Source organism: Erythrobacter sp. (genome assembly GCF_039988855.1).
In the GTDB taxonomy this organism is placed as follows: Bacteria; Pseudomonadota; Alphaproteobacteria; order Sphingomonadales; family Sphingomonadaceae; genus Erythrobacter.
Genome location: NZ_JBDXIY010000015.1, coordinates 960980 through 981018, shown reverse-complemented (window position 1 = coordinate 981018; position 20039 = coordinate 960980). Strand labels below are relative to the sequence as shown.

The 20039-nt window shown below is 55.6% G+C and carries 17 protein-coding genes; 9 read left to right on the top strand and 8 right to left on the bottom strand.

Translation table 11 applies throughout. The annotated features are described in order from the left end of the window. The first annotated feature begins 189 nt into the window (after window positions 1-189). The 3 genes from ABJ205_RS07590 to cysK all read left to right on the top strand — a co-directional run bounded on the left by ABJ205_RS07590 (window position 190) and on the right by cysK (window position 2831). Window positions 190-528 carry a PilZ domain-containing protein gene (locus tag ABJ205_RS07590; RefSeq protein WP_348159397.1) on the top strand — a complete coding sequence of 113 codons (339 nt, stop codon included), beginning with the start codon at window positions 190-192 and terminating at the stop codon, window positions 526-528. 69 nt (window positions 529-597) lie between these two features. Then, window positions 598-1896, top strand: coding sequence for an MFS transporter (locus tag ABJ205_RS07585; RefSeq protein ID WP_348159396.1), 1299 nt, complete (start codon window positions 598-600; stop codon window positions 1894-1896). A gap of 14 nt (window positions 1897-1910) precedes the next feature. Further along, on the top strand, window positions 1911-2831 hold the full coding sequence (cysK, locus tag ABJ205_RS07580; RefSeq protein ID WP_348159395.1) for a cysteine synthase A: 921 nt from the start codon (window positions 1911-1913) through the stop codon (window positions 2829-2831). 31 nt (window positions 2832-2862) lie between these two features. Here the strand turns inward: cysK and ABJ205_RS07575 are convergent, their stop codons facing one another. The 5 genes from ABJ205_RS07575 to ABJ205_RS07555 all read right to left on the bottom strand — a co-directional run bounded on the left by ABJ205_RS07575 (window position 2863) and on the right by ABJ205_RS07555 (window position 9148). After that, window positions 2863-5133, bottom strand: coding sequence for a penicillin acylase family protein (locus ABJ205_RS07575; protein ID WP_348159394.1), 2271 nt, complete (start codon window positions 5131-5133; stop codon window positions 2863-2865). Between the two features lie 153 nt (window positions 5134-5286). Next, entirely contained in the window at window positions 5287-7092 is a 1806-nt protein-coding gene (locus ABJ205_RS07570) for an acyl-CoA dehydrogenase C-terminal domain-containing protein (protein WP_348159393.1), read from the bottom strand. Between the two features lie 52 nt (window positions 7093-7144). Next, window positions 7145-7609, bottom strand: coding sequence for a MerR family DNA-binding transcriptional regulator (locus ABJ205_RS07565; protein ID WP_348159392.1), 465 nt, complete (start codon window positions 7607-7609; stop codon window positions 7145-7147). A gap of 33 nt (window positions 7610-7642) precedes the next feature. Next, window positions 7643-8044 carry a phosphoribosyl-AMP cyclohydrolase gene (gene hisI, locus ABJ205_RS07560; RefSeq protein WP_348159390.1) on the bottom strand — a complete coding sequence of 134 codons (402 nt, stop codon included), beginning with the start codon at window positions 8042-8044 and terminating at the stop codon, window positions 7643-7645. 417 nt (window positions 8045-8461) lie between these two features. Then, window positions 8462-9148, bottom strand: a complete 687-nt coding sequence (locus ABJ205_RS07555) for a ComF family protein (protein ID WP_348159388.1) — start codon at window positions 9146-9148, stop codon at window positions 8462-8464. A gap of 68 nt (window positions 9149-9216) precedes the next feature. Between ABJ205_RS07555 and ABJ205_RS07550 the strand changes: the two genes are divergently transcribed. Further along, on the top strand, window positions 9217-9963 hold the full coding sequence (locus ABJ205_RS07550; RefSeq protein WP_348159387.1) for a methyltransferase: 747 nt from the start codon (window positions 9217-9219) through the stop codon (window positions 9961-9963). 3 nt (window positions 9964-9966) lie between these two features. Here ABJ205_RS07550 and ppdK read toward each other — a convergent pair whose 3' ends face one another. The 3 genes from ppdK to ABJ205_RS07535 are packed head-to-tail and all read right to left on the bottom strand — an operon-like array spanning window position 9967 to window position 15844. Further along, entirely contained in the window at window positions 9967-12630 is a 2664-nt protein-coding gene (gene ppdK, locus ABJ205_RS07545) for a pyruvate, phosphate dikinase (protein WP_348510034.1), read from the bottom strand. Further along, entirely contained in the window at window positions 12630-14975 is a 2346-nt protein-coding gene (glyS, locus tag ABJ205_RS07540) for a glycine--tRNA ligase subunit beta (protein WP_348159383.1), read from the bottom strand. Before glyS ends, ppdK begins: the two co-directional genes overlap by 1 nt. Further along, entirely contained in the window at window positions 14975-15844 is an 870-nt protein-coding gene (locus tag ABJ205_RS07535) for a glycine--tRNA ligase subunit alpha (RefSeq protein WP_348159401.1), read from the bottom strand. The genes glyS and ABJ205_RS07535 overlap by 1 nt, the downstream gene beginning before the upstream one ends. Before the next feature lie 309 nt (window positions 15845-16153). Between ABJ205_RS07535 and ABJ205_RS07530 the strand changes: the two genes are divergently transcribed. From ABJ205_RS07530 to pth, 5 genes are all read left to right on the top strand, one after another. After that, window positions 16154-16348 carry a helix-turn-helix transcriptional regulator gene (locus ABJ205_RS07530; RefSeq protein ID WP_348159382.1) on the top strand — a complete coding sequence of 65 codons (195 nt, stop codon included), beginning with the start codon at window positions 16154-16156 and terminating at the stop codon, window positions 16346-16348. 249 nt (window positions 16349-16597) lie between these two features. Continuing rightward, complete coding sequence (locus tag ABJ205_RS07525) at window positions 16598-17521, top strand: TraB/GumN family protein (RefSeq protein WP_348159381.1); 924 nt, start codon at window positions 16598-16600, stop codon at window positions 17519-17521. Continuing rightward, window positions 17521-18570 (top strand): TraB/GumN family protein, encoded by a 1050-nt coding sequence (locus tag ABJ205_RS07520; RefSeq protein ID WP_348159380.1) that lies wholly within the window; start codon window positions 17521-17523, stop codon window positions 18568-18570. Before ABJ205_RS07525 ends, ABJ205_RS07520 begins: the two co-directional genes overlap by 1 nt. 24 nt (window positions 18571-18594) lie before the next feature. Further along, the gene (locus tag ABJ205_RS07515; protein ID WP_348159378.1) at window positions 18595-19260 is read left to right on the top strand and encodes a 50S ribosomal protein L25/general stress protein Ctc; all 666 of its coding nucleotides are present in this window, start codon (window positions 18595-18597) and stop codon (window positions 19258-19260) included. A gap of 208 nt (window positions 19261-19468) precedes the next feature. Next, on the top strand, window positions 19469-20038 hold the full coding sequence (gene pth / locus ABJ205_RS07510; protein WP_348159377.1) for an aminoacyl-tRNA hydrolase: 570 nt from the start codon (window positions 19469-19471) through the stop codon (window positions 20036-20038). The last annotated feature ends 1 nt before the right edge of the window (window position 20039 follow it).

Here is a 20039-nt window from a genome sequence, read left to right as displayed (position 1 = left end):
CGCTCTCGATTGCATGCGGAAGGGGCCTAACTTGCTGGTCAATCACGGGGATCACGCTTCATGATTTCCCTTAGTCAAAACGGTTAACTTCGTAACTGTCCCAAGCGCTTTACGAAATATCAGCCTTTCTTCTCCAGTTTGCAGATTGTCCGCATGGGTTCGGACGGATTGTTAAGGAGGGTTGGACCTGTGGCAGGTGGAGCAAATCTAAGTGTAACCGACATGCGGCGCGCAGCGCGTCATCCGGTGGATTTCCCTGTAATTGTCGAACATCATTCGAAGGGCGACATCAATCTTCATGTGTCAAACATCTCTGCGCATGGCTTTATGGTTGATGATGCTGAGAGCCTCGGACGTGGAGAACGGGTAATCATCCGCTTGCCGGTCATTGGCCGGATTGAAGCCTATGTGATTTGGACCCGTGAAAAACGCGCTGGTTTCCAGTTTGAACGGATCATCCGTCTTGATGATTTTGTGGCGATGATTGACACGCTGCAACCCAATCCGCGACTTCGCCGTAATCGCTAAACCCTAGCTTTAGACGCCTACCCAAACCGTTTGCTTGGCAAGGCCGCCTGCGCCTGTCATGGCGCATGGGTGACTTCTAAAAATCCAACTCATCCGCTTCAGGTCCACAATTTTCGCGCCTATTTGACGTCGCGTTTTTCGATGACTTTGGGCCAATATGCGATGATTTTGATCATCGGCTGGCAGACCTACAATCTGGCCCGTGATGCCGGGATGAGTATTGGCGCTGCATCAGGCCAATTGGCGCTGATTGGGCTACTCCAGTTTCTGCCTCTGTTTGTGCTTACCCCGTTCACAGGATTGGCCGCAGACCGGTTCGACCGCCGGATCCTTGCCCTTTTGACGATCCTTTTGCAAATGCTTTGCGCAGGGACTTTGGGGTGGTTCACTTATGCTGGCACGCTGTCTTTGCCGATCCTTTTTGGGGTCGCGGTGCTGCTGGGCATTGCGCGCGGATTTGCGGGCCCTGCCTATTCCGCACTTGCCCCTAATCTTGTCCCAAAGACACTGCTGCCGACGGCTATCGCGGTATCCACGGTTGCATGGCAATTGGGCACAATCCTTGGTGCAGCGATGGGGGGATATCTCTATTCGCTTAGTCCTGCCCTTCCCTACGGCGTGGGCTTTGGCCTTTATGTGGTGGGTTTCATCGCGCTGAGCAGTGTTGGGAAAGTCCCGCAACCTGCCATGAAGAAAGATCAACGCCCCATCGGCGCGATAGTTGATGGCCTGCAATATGTGGGCCGCAACAAGATGGTCTTGGGAGCGATCACCTTGGACTTGTTGGCGGTCTTCTTGGCCGGAGCAAACGCACTTCTGCCGGTCTTTGCACGTGATATTCTTGAGGTCGGAGCAGACGGTCTCGCGCAGCTTGCCATGGCTCCTGGCATTGGTGCGGCACTCACCGCTGCGTATTTTTCGTTCCGTCCGCTTAAAACCCAAGTGGGTCCAAAAATGCTCTGGGCCGTCTTTGTGTTCGGGCTCGCTACGATCGCCTTTGCCTTTTCGCGCAACATGGCGTTTAGCCTTGCGATGCTTTTCATCATTGGTTCGGCCGATATGTTCAGCGTCTATGTCCGCCAATCCCTCATCCAATTGCACACGCCCGATGACAAGCGCGGCCGGGTTTCGGCTGTCTCACAAATGACCATCAGCGCCTCGAACGAAGGAGGCGATGCTTTCTCAGGCGCGCTTGCCTATGCCATTGGTCCCGTTGCGGCATTGATCGCCGGCGGTGCAGGCGCGATTGTAACCGTATTGCTGTGGAGCCGAATATTCCCAGTATTACGCACAACAAAGACCTTCGATCCGCCAGATGATTTGCTAGAAGGCGATCAACAGAAACAGACTCAAGCCCAAACACAGTAAGTAGGGAGCCCGACATGAAAGCTGCAAACATTCTCGAGACGATTGGCGGAACGCCGCATATCCGATTGTCAAAGCTCTTTCCGAACCATGAAGTGTGGCTGAAATCTGAGCGGTCAAACCCCGGCGGATCAATCAAGGACCGCATCGCGCTTGCTATGGTCGAAGATGCCGAAGACAAAGGTCTTTTGAAACCGGGCGGCACAATCGTAGAGCCTACATCAGGCAACACCGGGATCGGTCTTGCGATGGTGGCAGCCGTGAAGGGATACACCCTCATCCTCGTTATGCCTGAAAGCATGTCGATCGAACGCCGACGCCTGATGCTTGCCTACGGCGCTTCATTCGATCTGACACCAAAGGAAAAAGGCATGAAGGGCGCGATTGCCCGCGCCGCAGAGATTGTCGCATCGACGGATGGCGCATGGATGCCAAGCCAGTTTGACAATGGCGCGAACCCGGCTGTGCACGCGCGGACGACTGCGCAGGAAATTCTTGCGGACTTCATCGACACTCCCATCGATGTGATGATCACCGGCGTTGGCACGGGCGGCCACCTGACAGGCTGCGCAGAAGAGCTGAAGAAGCATTGGAAAGACTTCAAAGCGTATGGTGTCGAACCCACCGCTTCCCCCGTCATCAATGGCGGTGAGCCGGGGCCCCACCCGATTCAGGGCATTGGCGCAGGCTTTATTCCGGGCAACCTTCACACCGACGCAATCGATGGTGCGATCACGGTTGATCCAGATGACGCAAAAGAAATGGCCCGCAGAGCGGCGAGCGAGGAAGGCATGTTGATCGGCATTTCATCAGGTGCCACTATGGCCGCCATCGCGAAGAAGCTGCCCGAATTGGCAGCAGGCTCACGCGTGATGGGCTTTAACTATGACACTGGTGAGCGTTACCTCTCCGTGCCGGACTTCTTGCCGGTTGAATAGTTTGAGCGGGCGCGATCATTCGCGCCCTACTCTACTCGCTAATCGTCACCGTATCGCCGATCCGTGCCGCTTCGATTTCTTCATCGGAGAACGGCATGCGGTGCCATTTCTTTTCAGAATACAGGCGGGTTTGGTCAGCATAGAACGGCGATGCAGGGTTGGTGCTTTGTGAATAGCTGAGGATGGCGTCGGCAACAGGTCCATCGTCATCAAAGCTAACGATCTGGATATAGCTTGAGCCGTGAACCGGCGTCAGTCCGCCTTCGACGCTCTGCGATTCTTGCATATTCAAGATACCCGCAAGTCCCGTACCGCCATGGATTGCGATTTTGTCCTCGCCATCTGCGCGGGTGAGAACCTGACCCCAAGGAGCGGCCAGCGGGATGCCTTTTCCTGACAATTCGCTCACCGCTTCGCCAAGCGCCTCCAGCATGGCCTCGCTTGCATTGAAACCAGACGGCGTTGTTACGGGGTTGTCCACGTCAAACGGCACGTCCCACAAATCTTTACGCCCGCGAACCTTGCTCCAGAAAGCAAGGAACAAAAGCGCGCCCTGGCTGGTTGTTTCGACGCGCCTGTCCCATTTGCTCAGAACATCGCATGCCTCCGCAAGAGAGTTGCTACCCTCGCAAGCGGCTAGCAAAGGTTCCATGACCAGATCAGCGGCAAGAACCTTGTTCCCAAACACCAGTTCTTTTGCCCTCGCCTGATCCATCTCAGCTTGTGCAAGGGTCGCTTCGGTCTCGGTATAATTTGAGCGCGAGCGCAAGCTCAGCTGTGTCTTATACGCCCCCAGGATCGGTGATAGCTCGCGGTAGGGTTCCCCTGCATGGCTTAGCCAATAGCTGTCATTGGAATTAGTCACGTAATCGGTGCGCGTGCGCGATGCCTGATCGCTTGCGGGAAGCAGGCCGGGGATTGATCCTTCGTTGGCGATCTTGCCCCAATCACACTCAGAACGCGTCCCATCAAGCAGGGTCACACGGTCGGCCACAATTCCCGAAAACGGCGTGCCGCAGCTCTCTGTAAAATCGGCACTGACATTGGGAACCGCGGTGATATCGGCATGCAGCGCATTGCCTTGTCTATCGGCGGCAATGGTGTTCACCCATGGAATGCCCAGTGTTTCGCTGATGGCGGTTTCAACCTCACCGACATTGCTCGCTCTGCCCATTTCAAGCCAGGTTCCTATCCCGCGCTGATTGCCGCTATTGGCATCTTTAAGCGCGAATGCGAATTGCGATTGCCATTGCAATGGCGTGTCATCCACGGTGACAATCCGGCCAAACTGCGTGGTGTAGAGCGTCTTTTCCACCGGCTCTTCGCCCTCTGGCATGGGCACGCTGACGGTGATCTCTTCCATCGGCACGCTCTTGCCATCGACCATGTAAGAGGTGGGGTCTTTGGGATCGAGCGAGAGCATATAGACGGTAAAATGGCGCGCTCTGGTCACGGTGTGGGTCCATGCAACGTCTTTGTTGAAACCAAGCGTTGGAAGCGGCGTCCCGGCAAGCCCAACTCCCATTACGTCATAACCGTCCGGCCCGCGCACATGCATTTGCCAAAAGCGTGCTGGCCCTTCCCAAGGGAAATGCGGATTGCCGATCAAAAGCCCTTTGCCATCCGCGGTCGCATCGCTTCCAAAGGCCCAGCCATTGCTGCCATAGTTTGGCTCTGGTGGAGCCGGGAATGTGAGCGTTTCAAGATTGGCCGACTCTTTGCTGCCGCTGGGTGGCTGGGCCTCGGCGATCCCGCCTGCAAGCGCAAGCGAGCTGGCCAGAAGCATGGTTTTTTCCGTGAGCCGAAGCATATCATCAGAGGTGATGGGGCGCACCCATTCTGCATCGCGGCATTCGGATGGCAGGGTCGATACCGGATTGTCGAACAAATAACGGTTATATCCAGCAACATAGCCTACCATCAAAGCCTGCGTTGCCTCGCTCGTTTCCTCGGCCCCTGCCCGCAAGGATGGCAAACTAATCTGGCTACGAAAGAAGATGTCTGAGGTCACATTGTCTGCGCCTCTTAGGCCAAGCTCATTCTTGCCATCAGGCCCGAAATAGAGAGAGCGTTCACCGCGCACGCTGACGAATTCTTCGGCGATCATGCAGATATTGTCCTGCGCATAGGCATAGGCAACGCCGTATCCCACACCTTCCCATGTATCGGCTTCGATATGGGCGATATTGTGCGTGGTGCGAGTGATGTCGGCCTTAAACGGGCTGTCATCTTGAGCGATGGCCGCGGTCCCTAGTGCGGTTGATGCCAGTAAGGCCCCCAATCCAGTTGCCAGATTGCGCATATTCACTCTCCCTATTTTTCTTGTACGCGACGCTATTGAGGGTGAGAGCATCTGGCAAGCGTGTCTGTGATCTGCATCAAACTTTTGCGCATAGAAAAAGGCCCCCGCCAGCTGTCCACTAGCGAGGGTCTTTCGTGTTTTGATCAGTGCCGATTAAGCAGCGGTTGAGAATGCCTCTTCCGGCAAAGCCATCATGTTCTCGCTGCCTGCTTCAAGCTTACGGCGAAGCGCGCCTGCGTCAGGCAAGAAGCGCTCTGCATAGTAAGCTGCCGAAGTCATTTTCGCCTCGTAGAACGCCTTGTCTTCTGGGTCGCCAGTAAGAGCAGCAGATGCCGTCTTAGCTTGTTTCAGCCAGAAGAAACCGAGCGTCACAATGCCCATGATGTGCATGTAGTGGTGCGCGCCGGCGCCAAGGTGGTTCGGGTTCGCCATCGCGTTTTGCATGAACCACATGGTCGCTGCTTTCTGCTCACCCAAAGCTTTTTCAAGCGTGGTCGCGAGGTCGGCAAGTGCCTCATTTCCTTTGGCGTCTGCAATTGCGTCATCAATCATCTTGAAGAAAGCTTGGATCGCGCGGCCGCCCTTGCTGGCAAGCTTACGGCCACAAAGATCCATCGCTTGAACGCCGTTGGTGCCTTCGTAGATCATGGCGATACGGCTATCGCGTACGAACTGCTCCATGCCCCATTCTTTGACGTATCCGTGACCGCCGTAAACCTGCTGCATATTGTTGGCGATGTCATAGCCTTTGTCGGTGCCGTACCCTTTGATCACCGGGGTCATGATACCGATCAGGTCATCAGCAAGCTGCCGCTCTTCCTCAGTCTGCGCTTTGTGAGTGAGGTCCACTTGAAGAGCGCCCCACAGGCACAATGCGCGCATACCTTCGTTAAAGACTTTGGCGTCCATCAACATCCGGCGCACATCAGGGTGCACGAAGATTGGGTCAGCTTTCGCCTCAGGTTCGGCAGGACCCGCAAGCGCACGGCCCTGGCGACGGTCGAGCGCATAGGTCACGCCGTTCTGATAAGAGACTTCTGCTTGTGCGAGACCTTGAAGACCCACACCCAAACGCGCCGCGTTCATCATAACGAACATGGCTGCAAGGCCTTTGTTCTCTTCGCCCAGCATATAGCCGGTCGCTTCGTCATAGTTGAGCACACAGGTTGAGTTGGCGTGAATACCCATCTTCTTTTCAATTGAGCCACAAGTGACACCGTTGCGGTCACCGGGCTCTCCATTTTCATCAAGGATGAATTTAGGAACGATGAAGAGCGAAATGCCTTTAGAGCTGTCCGGTGCACCCGGAGTCTTGGCCAGAACAAGGTGGATGATGTTGCTGGTTAGGTCGTGCTCACCTGCTGAGATGAAGATTTTGGTCCCGCTGATTTTGTAAGAACCATCCCCCAGCGGCTCTGCCTTGGTGCGGATTAGGCCCAGATCGGTACCGCAATGCGGCTCGGTCAAATTCATCGTGCCCGACCATTCGCCCGAAATCATCTTGGGCAGATAGGCTTTTTTCTGCTCCTGCGTACCAGCCACTTCAATAGCCGCCGATGCACCATTGGTAAGGCCCGGATACATGCCAAACGCTTGGTTTGCAGAAGCAGTGAACTCTTCCACCACCATTGCAAGAGTGTGCGGAAGGCCTTGGCCGCCGAACTCTTCAGGCTTACCCAAAGTGCCCCAACCGCCTTCGACATAGGCGTCGTATGCTTCTTTAAAGCCCTTCGGCGTGGTCACGCTGCCATCTTCGTGACGGGTACAGCCTTCTTCGTCGCCCGATTGGTTGATCGGTGCGAGAACTTCTGAACAAAACTTGCCAGCTTCATTGACAATCGTGTCGATCAAATCTTGGCTGGCGTTCTCAAAGCCTGGCAGATTGCCATAAGAAGCAAGGTCCAGCATCTCGTTGAGGACGAAGCGCGTGTCACGGGTCGGGGCGGTATATGTTGGCATCAGGTGATCCCTTTATAGGAGGCTTTTAAAAAGGAGCGGTAGAGAGATAAGATCAGCCCAAATCGAGCTTTTCAACCTCTACGACAAAATCGCTGAGTTCTTTGATCGACGATTCGATGTCGTCGCGCTGCTCTTTCAATTTGGAAATATGCGCGCGGCAGCGTTCAACCGTGACGCGGCGTTGTTCTACACGGCCATCGTCAAGATCGTAAAGGTCGATCATCTCGCGGATTTCCGTGAGGCTAAAGCCCACATTCTTCGCTCGCATGATCCAGGCAAGGCGCGCACGATCGCGTTTGGAATACACGCGGGTCAATCCCACACGAGCCGGGCTGATCAGTCCTTCATCTTCGTAAAACCGCAAAGCACGCGCTGTGCAGCCGAATTCGGAGGTCAAATCAGAGATTGAGAATTGTTCACGCGCCAAATCATCGGGCCGATCAAGATGCGCACCATTGCGGCGCGGCTCATCAGCGTCTGCGTGAGTATCGGTGAGCGAGTCGGTTTGGCTATCCATGACGACATGAATTACCTTACCTTTACGTGAGCGTCAAGAATTGACCCTTACGAGAGCGGAAGCATCATCGGCCTTCGGGGTAAGCCTGCGATAAAAACAGGAAGTGCGCCCCGTGTGGCAGGTCGGACCTGCAGGCTTCGCGTAAATAACCAAGGCGTCTTGATCGCAATCGACAAGGATATCCTCGACCTGAAGGACATGCCCGCTGGTTTCCCCCTTCATCCATATCTTTTGACGTGAACGCGACCAGAAGGTCACCTTCCCACTTTCCCGAGTGGCGGCCAACGCCTCTGCATTCATAAACGCGACGACGAGCACCTCCTTCGAAATCGAATCAAGCACCACGGCCGACAACAAACCATTGTTGTCGTACTTTGGAGCAAACAAGGTACCCTCTTCACGTGTTTCAGCGTTTATAGATGCAGGCGCAGACAAAAATGCTCTCCCTAAGCGTAACAATCCGAGACAACTAGCGGTCAGAGGTTCATCTCATGCGACAGATTGTTGCAAGATAACAACATCTGACTCTCAAAATACGCAAAAATCCGCAAAGCGTCTTTAAGATATGGAACCAGAGTGGAAGAACGCTTCCATGGACGACGTAAGAGCGTCCATCCACCTAACAATCGGTGTTGTCAAACGCCAGGTTCAGGGGGGTTATCGGTTCAAACCAACAGCGGGGTGTTGGCAGGGCCGATTGAACGAATGAGGGACAAGGTCCTGAAGGCGAAGTTAGGGGGTCGCCTTCTGAGCTCGTTAGAGCGGATCTACACCGTTTCGTCACGCGGCGCCCGGGGCTTAACAGCCTCGGGCGTTTCGTTTTTCTGGAACAGTTTTAGGTTCGAACGGTGCTTAACCGAGCGCACCGTGATCCGCGCGCGCAAAGCACGCTATGCGAACTTTTGACGCGCCCGCGCCAAGCAAAGCCTCGACGCAGGCGTCGCTTGTCGCACCGCTAGTCAAAACATCGTCGACAAGGATAATTTCTCGGCCTTTGATCAAACCCCTTGCCTTGAGACGTATTACAATCGCTCCAGCTAAAACCGTTTTGCGTTTATCCGCGCTCATATTCCCCAGGCTGGGCGTGCGCTTTTGCCTGACGAGGGCGTCCACAATGAGTTCCCCCTTCCCAGCCTTCGCAATTTCACGCGCAAGCATGGCAGATTGGTTGAATCCTCGCTGCCAAATGCGAGTGCGATGAAGGGGTACAGGCACAATCAATGGGTTCGCGCCTACGTCAACGTGGATGCGCGAGGCCATCATTTTCCCGAGCAAGGGCGCAAGTGCAAGTTTGCCGCCGTGTTTAAACTTCAACAAAAGCCCGCGCGACATATCATTGTAAACCGTTGCCGCGATGATCCCGCCATGGCGCGCATCTTTGGGCTTTGCTTTGCTTACCGGAAATTCAAGCTCACCCCAGCAATCAAGGCATAGTGAACCTTGATTGGCCGTCGCAGCGCCGCACGAAGCGCAGCGCGGCGGATAAACCAGATCAACTAAGGGTCGAAGGCCTTCCTTGATCCCTTTGGCAATGTGCATTGAACTCGCCATCGAGCGGCATTGTGCACCTCTTGCGCAAGCGCGGCAAGCGCGCCAAGGGATGCGTCATGTCAAAACCGCCGACGCCAAAGCCTCAAGTCCCGCAGATCTTTGATCGCAAAGCTGCCGCGGCCAAATGGGCCCGCGCACGCGCGCTTCAGTCCGGGCAAGATGCTGCGTCCTATCTCTATACTACGATTGCACAGGATATTGCAGATCGTTTGGATTTCATGCGTTTTGAAGCGGAAACGTCCCTGATCATGGGGGATGAAACGGGCGGTTTGAACGCTACTACTCGGGCGCAATTGGGGGATTTCGACGTGGAGGTTCCCGGATCATTCGAGCAATATGATCTTATCGCTCACATCCTTGGCCTTGGCACCGTCAACGACCTGCCCGGTTCCCTTATCCACGCGCGTAATGGGTTAAAATCAGGCGGGCTTTATATTGCTGCTTTTCCGGGTGTAGGTTCGCTCCCGGCACTTCGGCAAATTGCCTTACAGGCAGATGGTGAAAGACCAGCTGCACGCATGCACCCGCTGGTCGACAATCGAGCCGGAACAGCTCTGCTTGAACGCGCTGGTTTTTCACGGAAAGTGGTGGACAGCTTTGCGCTAAATGTGCGGTTTTCATCATTGCATCAGTTGATCAGCGATCTGAGGGATCATGGTTTGACCCGGTCGCTTAAAACCGAAGTGCCGCCCCTAACGCGCGATTGGCTAAGACGCGCAGAAGCGGCTTTCGACAGCCTGCGCGGGGAGGATGGGAAGGTCACAGAAACCTTCAACATCCTCGTTCTAACAGGTTGGCGTTAAAGCCTATTTCAAGGCTGCTTGTGCCGCTGCAAGGCGTGCAATTGGTACCCGGTAAGGCGACGCGCTGACATAATCGAGGCCAACGCTTTCGCAGAATGCGATTGAGGCAGGATCACCCCCATGCTCGCCGCAGATGCCAAGTTTGATGTCGGGACGGGTTGCCCGTCCCCGCTCGGCGGCAAGTTCCACCAACTGACCAACACCTTCTTCATCAAGGCTGACGAATGGATCACGCGCGAAAATGCCTTTTTCGACATAAGGCGCGAGGAATTTGGCCGAATCATCGCGGCTCACGCCAAGCGTGGTTTGCGTCAGATCATTTGTGCCAAAGCTGAAGAATGCGCCTTCCTTGGCGATCTCTCCGGCCATCAAGGCTGCACGCGGCAGCTCAATCATGGTGCCAACGAGATAATCAACGCGTGTACCCTTCTCCGCAAAGACTTCCTCAGCCACACGGTCAACCAGCGTTTTGAGGATAGCGAGCTCTTTTTTCGTCGCCACCAGCGGGATCATGACCTCTGGTAAAGGCACCTCGCCAGAAGACCTCTTCACGTCGCATACCGCCTCGAAGATGGCCCGCGCTTGCATTTCATAAATGTCCGGGAAAGTGATCCCAAGACGGCAGCCTCGGTGGCCGAGCATTGGGTTAAACTCATGCAATTCGTCCGCGCGGCGCTTGAGGTGATCCACACCCAGCCCCGTCACATCGGCCAGCTCTTCGAACTCGGCATCTTGCGTTGGCAAGAATTCATGCAATGGCGGATCCAATAGGCGAATCGTGCAAGGCAGACCCGTCATCACTTCGAAAATCGCGGTGAAATCGGCGCGCTGTTCAGGAAGCAATATGTCCAAAGCCGCACGGCGTCCTGTGTCTTCTTCCGCAAGGATCATCTGACGCACGGCTTTAATTCGGCTTGCATCAAAGAACATGTGCTCAGTGCGGCAAAGACCGATGCCTTCTGCTCCGAACGCCTTCGCCATTTTGCAATCCGCTGGTGTTTCGGCATTGGCACGCACTTTCATGCGGCGATGAGCATCTGCCCACACCATCAACGTGCCAAAATCGCCGGCAAGCTCAGGCTCAACCGTGGGTACAATACCCAGCATAATCTGACCATTAGCGCCATCCAGAGTGATTTCATCACCCTCTTTGAGGTCTTCATAACCGATCTTCAAAGTGCGCGAGGAAAGGTCGATGGAAACCGCGCTTGCACCGGACACGCAGGGCCGCCCCATGCCGCGCGCAACCACTGCCGCGTGTGATGTCATGCCGCCGCGTGCGGTCAGAATGCCCTGCGCTGCGTGCATTCCGTGAATGTCTTCTGGCGAGGTTTCAACGCGGACAAGGATGACTTTTTCGCCCCGCTCAACCCATTGCTCGGCCGTATCGGCATCAAGCACGATCTTACCCGCTGCCGCCCCCGGAGATGCCGGCAGGCCAGAGCCCAGCACATTGCGCTCCGCATCGGGGTCAAGGGTCGGGTGAAGCAATTGGTCGAGCGCCATGGGATCAACCCTGCGCACGGCCTCTTCCTGAGTGATCAGCCCCTCGCCTTCCATATCGACTGCCATGCGCAGCGCGGCCTTTGCCGTGCGCTTGCCAGAGCGCGTTTGCAGCATCCAAAGTTTGCCGCGCTCAACGGTAAACTCGATATCCTGCATATCGCGGTAATGGCCTTCGAGAAGGTCAAAAACACGCGCCAGCTCTCCGTAAGCCTCTGGCATCGCTTCTTCCATGGAGAGCGGCTTTGCCCCGGCGGTCTCACGCGCGGCTTTGGTCAGATATTGCGGCGTGCGGATGCCAGCGACAACGTCCTCGCCTTGCGCGTTGATGAGATATTCGCCGTAATAGGCGCGCTCACCCGTTGCCGGATCGCGGGTGAAAGCAACGCCGGTCGCCGACGTGTCGCCCATATTGCCGAACACCATCGCCTGCACGTTTACCGCCGTGCCCCAATCACCGGGGATGTCGTTGAGGCGGCGGTAAACCTTGGCGCGGTCGCTGTCCCAACTGTCGAACACAGCCCGGATCGCGCCCCACAATTGCTCGGTCACATCTTGCGGAAACGGCTTGCCCCATTCGCTTTCCACTATGCCCTTGAATTCAGCGACAAGCGCCTTCCACTCTTCGGCGGAAAGCTCTGTATCGGCGTAATAGCCATTGTCTTCTTTGCAGATTTCAAGAGCTTCTTCGAACAGGCCATGGTCAAGACCTAGGACCACATCGGAATACATTTGAATGAAACGGCGGTAGCTGTCCCATGCGAAACGCTCATCACCCGAAGTCGCGCTAAGCCCTTCGACCGTTGCATCGTTGAGGCCAAGGTTGAGGACCGTGTCCATCATGCCCGGCATCGAAACCCGCGCGCCGGAACGCACTGAGACCAGCATGGGGTCAGCCGCGTCGCCAAAGCTTTTGCCAACCGATTTCTCGATATGTCCAATCGCTTCGGTGACATTTGCCCGCAAAGCATCGGAGAAATCTGCGCCGTCCTGCAAGTAGCGCACCGATTCCTCAGTTGTGATGGTGAAGCCGGGAGGGACCGGCAGGCCAATGCTCGCCATCTCGGCAAGGTTCGCGCCCTTACCCCCGGTAATTGTCTTGTCGCCCTGACGAGGATCGGCGTGAGCGGCATCACCGCCAAAGGGGTAGACTGTCTGAACCATCAACCTTCAATCCTTGAGAAATCGGCAACTTCGTGAACTGCGCTACGCAGACGTGCTAACAGGTCGAGGCGACTGGCGCGCACATTCTTATCTTCAGCGTTCACAATTACGTCTTCAAAGAAGGTGTCGATTGGAGCGCGCAAGAGTGCGAGCGCCTCCATTGCGCCTTCGAAATCTTCTGCCTGAATAGCGGATGCCGCTTTGGGTTCCGCCTGATCAAGCGCCGCGATCAGAGCCGCTTCGGCAGGCTCAGGCGCAGGGTTAGCCGCACCCGGTTCCCATTCCTCTTTCTTGAGGATATTCGCCGCGCGCTTGTACCCGGCGAGCAGGTTTGCACCATTGTCGGTTTCAATGAAGCTTTGGAGAGCATGGACGCGGGTAAGGAGGCGGACGAGGTCGTCTTCACCACCAAGCGCGAAAACCGCATCGATGAGGTCATGGCGGACGCCTGCTTCGCGCTGTTGGACTTTGAGGCGGTCTGCGAAGAAGTCTGCGAATTCGTCAATCAAAACGGCACGATTTTTCCAAGGATGCACACCCTTAGCGCCTACAAAGGCCATTTCGTCATCAGTACCGACCGGGCTGTAGGGGTCTCTTTCGCGCCCAAACATCACATACCAATCGCGACCGACCCAATCCACTTCAAACTTCTCTGGGTGACAGGTTACTAGCTGTTCATTTGGTTGGTCGCCATCCCAAGTAAAGGCTCTATTTTGCCCAGCTATCTGCCACAGCAACAAGCTCGTAACGTCAAAAGCGGTTTGGGAAATCGGCAATCGCAAGCTATTCTTCTGCATGATTGCGAGAATGCCAAGAGCAGCACGCCGCAGAGCAAAAGGATCCTTTGATCCCGTCGGAAGCTCGCCGACCGCAAAAAAGCCCGCAAGCGTATCCAGCTTATCCGCCAAGCTCACAGCCACTGTCACAGGCGCAGTCGGCACATCGTCGCCCTGCCCCACCGGCTTGTAGTGGTCGCGGATGGCGTTGGAGACTTCGCTTGGAAGCCCCTCTTTCTCCGCGTAATAACCGCCCATCAGGCCTTGAAGCTCAGGAAACTCACCGACCATTTCGGTGACGAGGTCTGCTTTGCACAGACGCGCGGCTTGTTTGGCTAGGTTGGCCAACTCCTCAACCGTTCGTGCTGAGCTTGTCGAAGCACTGTTATCGGACGGTGTGCCGCGCCCTTCGACAGGCTCAGGGCGAACGGATGTGGGTTTGATAACCTCTTCCTCAACCAACCACCGCGCAAGCTTCGCGACCCGGTCGACTTTATCCGCGACCGTGCCAAGCTTCTCGTGGAAAGTTATCCGCTCCAGCCCCTTGGCGTGTTCCTCAAGCGTTTTCTTCTGATCCAGCTCCCAGAAGAAGCGAGCATCGGCGAGGCGCGCTGCAAGCACTTTGCGGTTGCCATCCACCACTACGGCGGGGTCCGCGGCGTCAATATTGGCAGTGCAAATGAAGGCGTTGGCGAGCTTGCCCGCTTTATCTTCGCACACGAAATACTTCTGGTTCACCCGCGCGGTGAGCTGGATCACCTCGGGCGGCACCGCGAGGAATTCCTCGTCAAAGCGGCCCAAAAGCGGCGCTGGCCATTCGGTGAGGCCTGCGTTTTCAACCACCAAACCCTCATCAGCAACAACCGTAAGCCCAGCGGCTTTGGCGGCTTTGCGCGCGCCTTCGCGGATGATCCCGGCGCGCTCTTCCTGATCGACGATCACATGGGCGGCGCGCAGTTTGGGCGCATAGTCGTCCGCATTATCAATGCCGATGAGGCCGTTTGAGTGGAAGCGGTGCCCCATGGTTGTGCGTCCGCTCGACAGCCCCGCCGCCTCGCACGGCACGACTTCGCCGCCCAAAAGAGCGATAATGCCCGACAAAGGCCGGACCCAGCGCGTGCTTTCGCTAGAAACAGACGCCTCGCCCCAGCGCATGGACTTGGGCCATGAGAAGTCGCGGATCATCGCCGGAATTGCGGAACTGAGAAGGTCGCTCACTTGCTGACCCGGCTTTTCGATCACGGCAAAATAGGTCGCGCGGCCTTTAACCTCGCGTTCCTCAAGGCTCTCGCGGGTGACGCCGTTCTTGCGGCAGAAACCATCGACCGCTTGATCAGGAGCGCCAACAGGCGGCCCCTTGGCCTCTTCGCGCACAGCTTCGGTCTCAGTCGGTAGATCGCGGGCAATCAACGCCAAACGGCGCGGGGTCGACCAAACTGTGATGTCACCCGCAGCAACGCCGGCTGCGCTAAGCTCACGCGCAAAGAGCTTTTCCAGCTCAGCGCGCGCACCTTTTTGCATGCGCGCAGGGATTTCTTCGGTGAGAAGTTCAAGAAGGAAATCGGCCATCAGATAAGGCTCCATTCCGGGTATTTCTCGGCCCATTGAGGCGCCATCATCTGAGCATATTTTTCACAGGATGAGCGCGCCAAGTCCCTCACCCGCGCCATGTAGGACGCGCGTTCCTGCACACTGATCACGCCGCGCGCCTGGAGGAGGTTGAAGAGGTGGCTCGCCTCTACCGCTTGTTCGTAAGCGGCCAATGGAACATCAGCGGCCAGAGCGTTCTGACACTCCGCCTCAGCCTTAGCGAACAGGTCGAACAAAGCGTCCGTATCAGCAACCTCAAAGTTCCATTTGGACATCTGGCGTTCGTTCTCAAGGAACACGTCCCCGTAACTCACGCCGTGGCTGTTGAACGCCAGATCGTAAACATTATCAACGCCTTGAATGTACATCGCAAGGCGTTCTAGCCCATAAGTGAGCTCGCCCGCCACAGGCTTACAATCAAAGCCGCCCATCTGTTGGAAATAGGTGAACTGGGTGACTTCCATCCCATCGCACCACACTTCCCAGCCAAGGCCCCATGCGCCCAGCGTTGGCGATTCCCAATCATCCTCAACAAAGCGGATATCATGGGCTAGCGGATCAATACCAATCGCCCGCAGGCTTTCAAGATAGAGGCCTTGAATGTCGCTTGGGCTAGGCTTCAAGATCACCTGATATTGGTAATAATGCTGAAGGCGGTTCGGGTTTTCACCATAACGTCCATCAGTAGGGCGACGGCAGGGCTGCACAAAGGCGGCATTCCAAGGCTCAGGGCCAAGCGCGCGCAGAGTTGTTGCGGTGTGAAAGGTCCCTGCCCCCATGCGCATGTCATAGGGCTGCAAGATCACGCATCCATTGGCCGCCCAAAAATCATGCAGCGTCAGGATCATGTCCTGAAAGCTGTTGGCGGGATCGCGTGCGGGAATCGTGGCGTAAGAAGGCGCTATATCCATGGGTTGGAGCCAATGACTGATGCCCCGTGAAGCGTCAATGGTGCGATGCACCATGCGTCCTTTCTATCAGCGATTAAGTCAGCTTTTGCACACTAATAGTCATGAAGTTATGACATAATGTCAGGTATTATTGACAGTGCAGGTGAAGCACAACATAAAACAAGACCACCGGTCATTCTGTATGTCTCTCCTGCTACCAGAGGTGGATATTGCAATTTCTCAAGACCGTATGGAGAGCGACCACGCATGAAAAACCGTCTCAAAGTGCTGCGCGCAGAACGCAATTGGTCGCAGGCCGATCTGGCAGAAAGCCTCGATGTCTCACGCCAAGCTGTCAACGCCATCGAAACGGGTAAGCACGCCCCCTCCCTTCCCCTCGCCTTTCGAATAGCGCGCCTGCTGGGCATGACCATCGAAGAGATCTTCCACGAAGAAATTTGAAAACATCCAACCGCTGGCGCGTTCTGGACCGTTAGCCTCTACGTTACGGTTGCACGGCATGGACCTTGCGCACGTTTGAAGGTGTAATTCCTCCGGTCGACGATTATGTTATCTTTCTTGTGATTGCGTTCACCTATTTGTTTGTTTGAGCCTTCAAACTATCTGGATAGGAGCCTCCCATCCCAACATGGGTTCATCTCTGATTTCAATTCGTTCGGCTACTTCACCGCCGGGTTAAGGATCTAAAACATGAAGCTAAATTCAATTCTAACCGCAACCGTTGCAGGCTTTGCTCTCCTAGCTTCCGGCCCGGTTCTTGCCGACGAACATGCTGAAGCAACTCCTCAGATCGTCGAATTGGCCAGCGGTCCAGATGGCCCAGCGCTTTGGAAAGTGTCCGATGAAGACACGACGATCTATCTTTTCGGTACTGTTCACGTTTTGCCAACGGACCTTGAATGGTACGATGCAGAGATTGATGCTGCCCTTGGTTCATCAGATACTGTTGTCACAGAGATCAAAATGGACCCAGCAAGCGAAGCGGCGCTGAGCCAACTGGCACAGGCGCGCGGCCAATTTGGCGATGGCACAACACTGCGTTCGCTCCTCAATGAAGAACAAACGGCAAGTTATGAAGCAGCGCTCGCCGGACTCGGTGCCCAACCGGCAGCTTTTGATCCGATGAAGCCTTGGCTTGCCAGCCTAACCTTCTCGTTGGTCCCTCTTATCCAGCAAGGGTATGACCCCAATTCCGGCGTTGATAGAGTGATCCTCTCCCAAGCGGGTGATCGTACACTGGACGCATTGGAATCCGCTGAATTCCAGATCGGTATCTTTGACGGACTGCCGCTGGATGTACAGGTAGCTTTTATGATGGAAGCGATTGAAGGCATGCCAAAGGTTAAAGATACAATCGACGCCATGGTTGCCGAATGGGTCGAGGGTGATCCCGACGGCTTGGCGGTAATCATGAACGAAGACCTTACCGATGAAGCTCTAGCTGAAGCACTTCTCTATTCGCGTAATGCGACATGGGCCGAATGGATTGAAAACCGTCTTGATACGACCCCGGGTACCGTGTTCATGGCTGTGGGAGCAGGTCACCTTGCAGGCGATAAGAGCGTTCAGCAATACCTCGCTCAACGCGGTATCGAAACTCAGCGGGTCCAGTAATGACAACCCAAAGTCCCAGCGCTTCGTATAATGCCCGCCCAGCGCGGCGTACGGCGCTGGCCATTACCTTGGTTCTCGCCCTGTTTGCCATCACGGCATGCAGCGAGGAACAAAAGATAGGTGAGGTGGAACCCTATCCACCGCCCAATCCGCTCATTTACGAGATCGCAAACGCTGACGGAGAGGTCGAAGGCTGGCTGTTAGGCACAATCCACGCCCTCCCTAAGGGCGTTTTCTGGCGCACAGCTGCAATCGAAGAAGTGACCGAACGGTCCGATCTTTTGCTGGTTGAAGTCGCTGACCTTGGGGCCTCCGATGATGTGGCCGATACCTTTGCGGAGCTGTCCTACACACCAGGCCTCGATCCGATTGATCAACGCTTGAACCCTGCATTGCAGTCACAGTTGGAATTGATGCTCGCTAGCTCTGATTTTTCAGCGAGTAGTTTTGTGGATGTCGAAGATTGGGCCAGCGCAATTATGCTCGCCCAAATAGATGCGCCCGGCGAACCTCGGTTTGGTGTGGATCGTGCGATTATATCCGAATTCGAAGGCCGCCCGGTGCGCGGCTTTGAAACCGCTCGCAGTCAATTATGGATTTTCGACACGCTGGCTGCCGACGACCAACGAACTCTGCTTGAAGGCACGATTAAGGAGTGGGCATCCTCAAGGGAAAATCCGGGCAGGCTCCTTCGTGCATGGATAGCGGGCGACGTAGGACCGTTGGAGAAGGCCACCACAGATGGAATCATGGCGGATCCAGAGCTACGAGACGCCCTTCTTGTAAACCGGAACAAAGATTGGGTGACCCAGCTTCTCCCGGTGCTTGCAACAGATCAGAAGCCGCTTGTTGCCGTAGGAACCGCGCATCTTGTAGGTGCCGATGGCCTTCCCGCTATGCTTGAACAGCATGGATACACCGCCAAACGCGTCATCGCGCATAGCAGCATAGACGACTTTTCGGTTGTATTCTCACCCCCACGCGCTATGTGCGCCGAGCTTGGCGTTCTGGTCATCCCTGGAGGCGGGACGTGCAAGGCACTTAAATGAATATATTTTCGAAAGGCTAATGTTATGAGCGACGCTCTGAATTTGCCCGCCGAAGCGCGCGAACGGGCAGGCAAGGGAGCCTCCCGTGCACTTCGCCGCGAAGGTCGGGTCCCCGCTGTTATTTATGGCGGCAAGGAAGAACCCCAAATGATCCACGTCGAGGAAAAGGAACTGGTTCGTCAACTGATGCTCGGCCACTTTATGAACTCGATCGTGCAGGTCGAAGTGAACGGCAAACCTGTTCGCACCATTCCTAAAGATGTCTCTCTGCATCCGGTCTCTGACCGCCCGACACACGTGGATTTCTTCCGTCTGTCGAAAGACGCAAAGATCGACGTGTCGATCCCAGTTGTCTTTGTTGGCGAAGAGGACTCGCCCGGCCTTGTTAAAGGCGGCGTTCTCAACGTTGTGCGTCACGAACTTGAATTGGTTTGTGCAGCGGACAAGATCCCCAGCGAAATCGAAGTATCGGTTGCTGGCAAAGACGTTGGCGACGCGGTCCACATCAGCGAAATTCAACTTCCGGAAGGCTCAGAAAGCGCGATTACAGACCGCGACTTTACCATTGTCACTCTGGTTGCACCATCTGCGCTCAAGCAGTCTGAAGGTGACACCGCCGACGAAGACGATGCGCCAGCAGCTGATGAAGTTGAAGCAACTGCACAGAAAGGTGAAGACGAAGGCGAATAAGCCTCTCTCCACCAGAGAAAATCATCAAGACACCGGGTCCCGAAAGGGGCTCGGTGTTTTGTTTTTGGGTTGGCTAAGCTGATCGAGACCCTTGACCGCGCAGCGGTGGCAATACGTCCGAACTTTCGGATGGAAAGCCAAGGCAAGCTAGCTACGTTCGCGTATGCCGGGTGCTTGAGGGGGAGGCAAAGCCTGCTAAGGAAACAAAATGCAGATCTGGACAGGCCTCGGAAATCCCGGCCCAAAATACGCACTTCACCGGCACAATGTCGGCTTTATGGCACTCGACGTGATCGCCGAGATGCATGACTTCGGGCCCGAACAGAAGAAATTCCAAGGCTGGGTGAAGGAGGGCCGTATTGGCCGCGAAAAGATCCTGCTTCTAAAGCCTGCGACCTTCATGAACGAAAGCGGGCGCAGCGTCGGAGAGGCGATGCGGTTTTATAAGCTTGAACTTGATGCGCTTACTGTCTTTCATGATGAGTTAGACCTTGTGCCTTTTAGGGTGAAGGTAAAGCAAGGCGGGGGGCATGCAGGTCACAACGGCCTGCGCTCCATCGATAAACATCTTGGTGCAGATTTCCGTCGGATCCGGATTGGCATCGGGCACCCCGGTCACAAGGACCGCGTCAACTCTCACGTTCTGGGTAATTTTGCCAAAGCGGAACAAGATGACTTGGTTGAAATGCTGGGTGCAATTGGGGCCGAGGCGCAATGGTTGGCCGAGGGCAACGACCCACGTTTTATGAGCGATATTGCCCTACGGCAGCACGGGTAAA

Coding starts and splice junctions, on each gene's coding strand:
- cysK (WP_348159395.1), top strand. CDS start 1,911: ATGAAAGCTGCAAACATTCTCGAGACGATTGGCGGAACGCCGCATATC.
- ABJ205_RS07575 (WP_348159394.1), bottom strand. CDS start 5,133: ATGCGCAATCTGGCAACTGGATTGGGGGCCTTACTGGCATCAACCGCA.
- ABJ205_RS07570 (WP_348159393.1), bottom strand. CDS start 7,092: ATGCCAACATATACCGCCCCGACCCGTGACACGCGCTTCGTCCTCAAC.
- ABJ205_RS07565 (WP_348159392.1), bottom strand. CDS start 7,609: ATGGATAGCCAAACCGACTCGCTCACCGATACTCACGCAGACGCTGAT.
- ABJ205_RS07555 (WP_348159388.1), bottom strand. CDS start 9,148: ATGCACATTGCCAAAGGGATCAAGGAAGGCCTTCGACCCTTAGTTGAT.
- ABJ205_RS07550 (WP_348159387.1), top strand. CDS start 9,217: ATGTCAAAACCGCCGACGCCAAAGCCTCAAGTCCCGCAGATCTTTGAT.
- ppdK (WP_348510034.1), bottom strand. CDS start 12,630: ATGGTTCAGACAGTCTACCCCTTTGGCGGTGATGCCGCTCACGCCGAT.
- glyS (WP_348159383.1), bottom strand. CDS start 14,975: ATGGCCGATTTCCTTCTTGAACTTCTCACCGAAGAAATCCCTGCGCGC.
- ABJ205_RS07535 (WP_348159401.1), bottom strand. CDS start 15,844: ATGATCCTGACGCTGCATGATTTTTGGGCGGCCAATGGATGCGTGATC.
- ABJ205_RS07530 (WP_348159382.1), top strand. CDS start 16,154: ATGAAAAACCGTCTCAAAGTGCTGCGCGCAGAACGCAATTGGTCGCAG.
- ABJ205_RS07525 (WP_348159381.1), top strand. CDS start 16,598: ATGAAGCTAAATTCAATTCTAACCGCAACCGTTGCAGGCTTTGCTCTC.
- ABJ205_RS07520 (WP_348159380.1), top strand. CDS start 17,521: ATGACAACCCAAAGTCCCAGCGCTTCGTATAATGCCCGCCCAGCGCGG.
- ABJ205_RS07515 (WP_348159378.1), top strand. CDS start 18,595: ATGAGCGACGCTCTGAATTTGCCCGCCGAAGCGCGCGAACGGGCAGGC.
- pth (WP_348159377.1), top strand. CDS start 19,469: ATGCAGATCTGGACAGGCCTCGGAAATCCCGGCCCAAAATACGCACTT.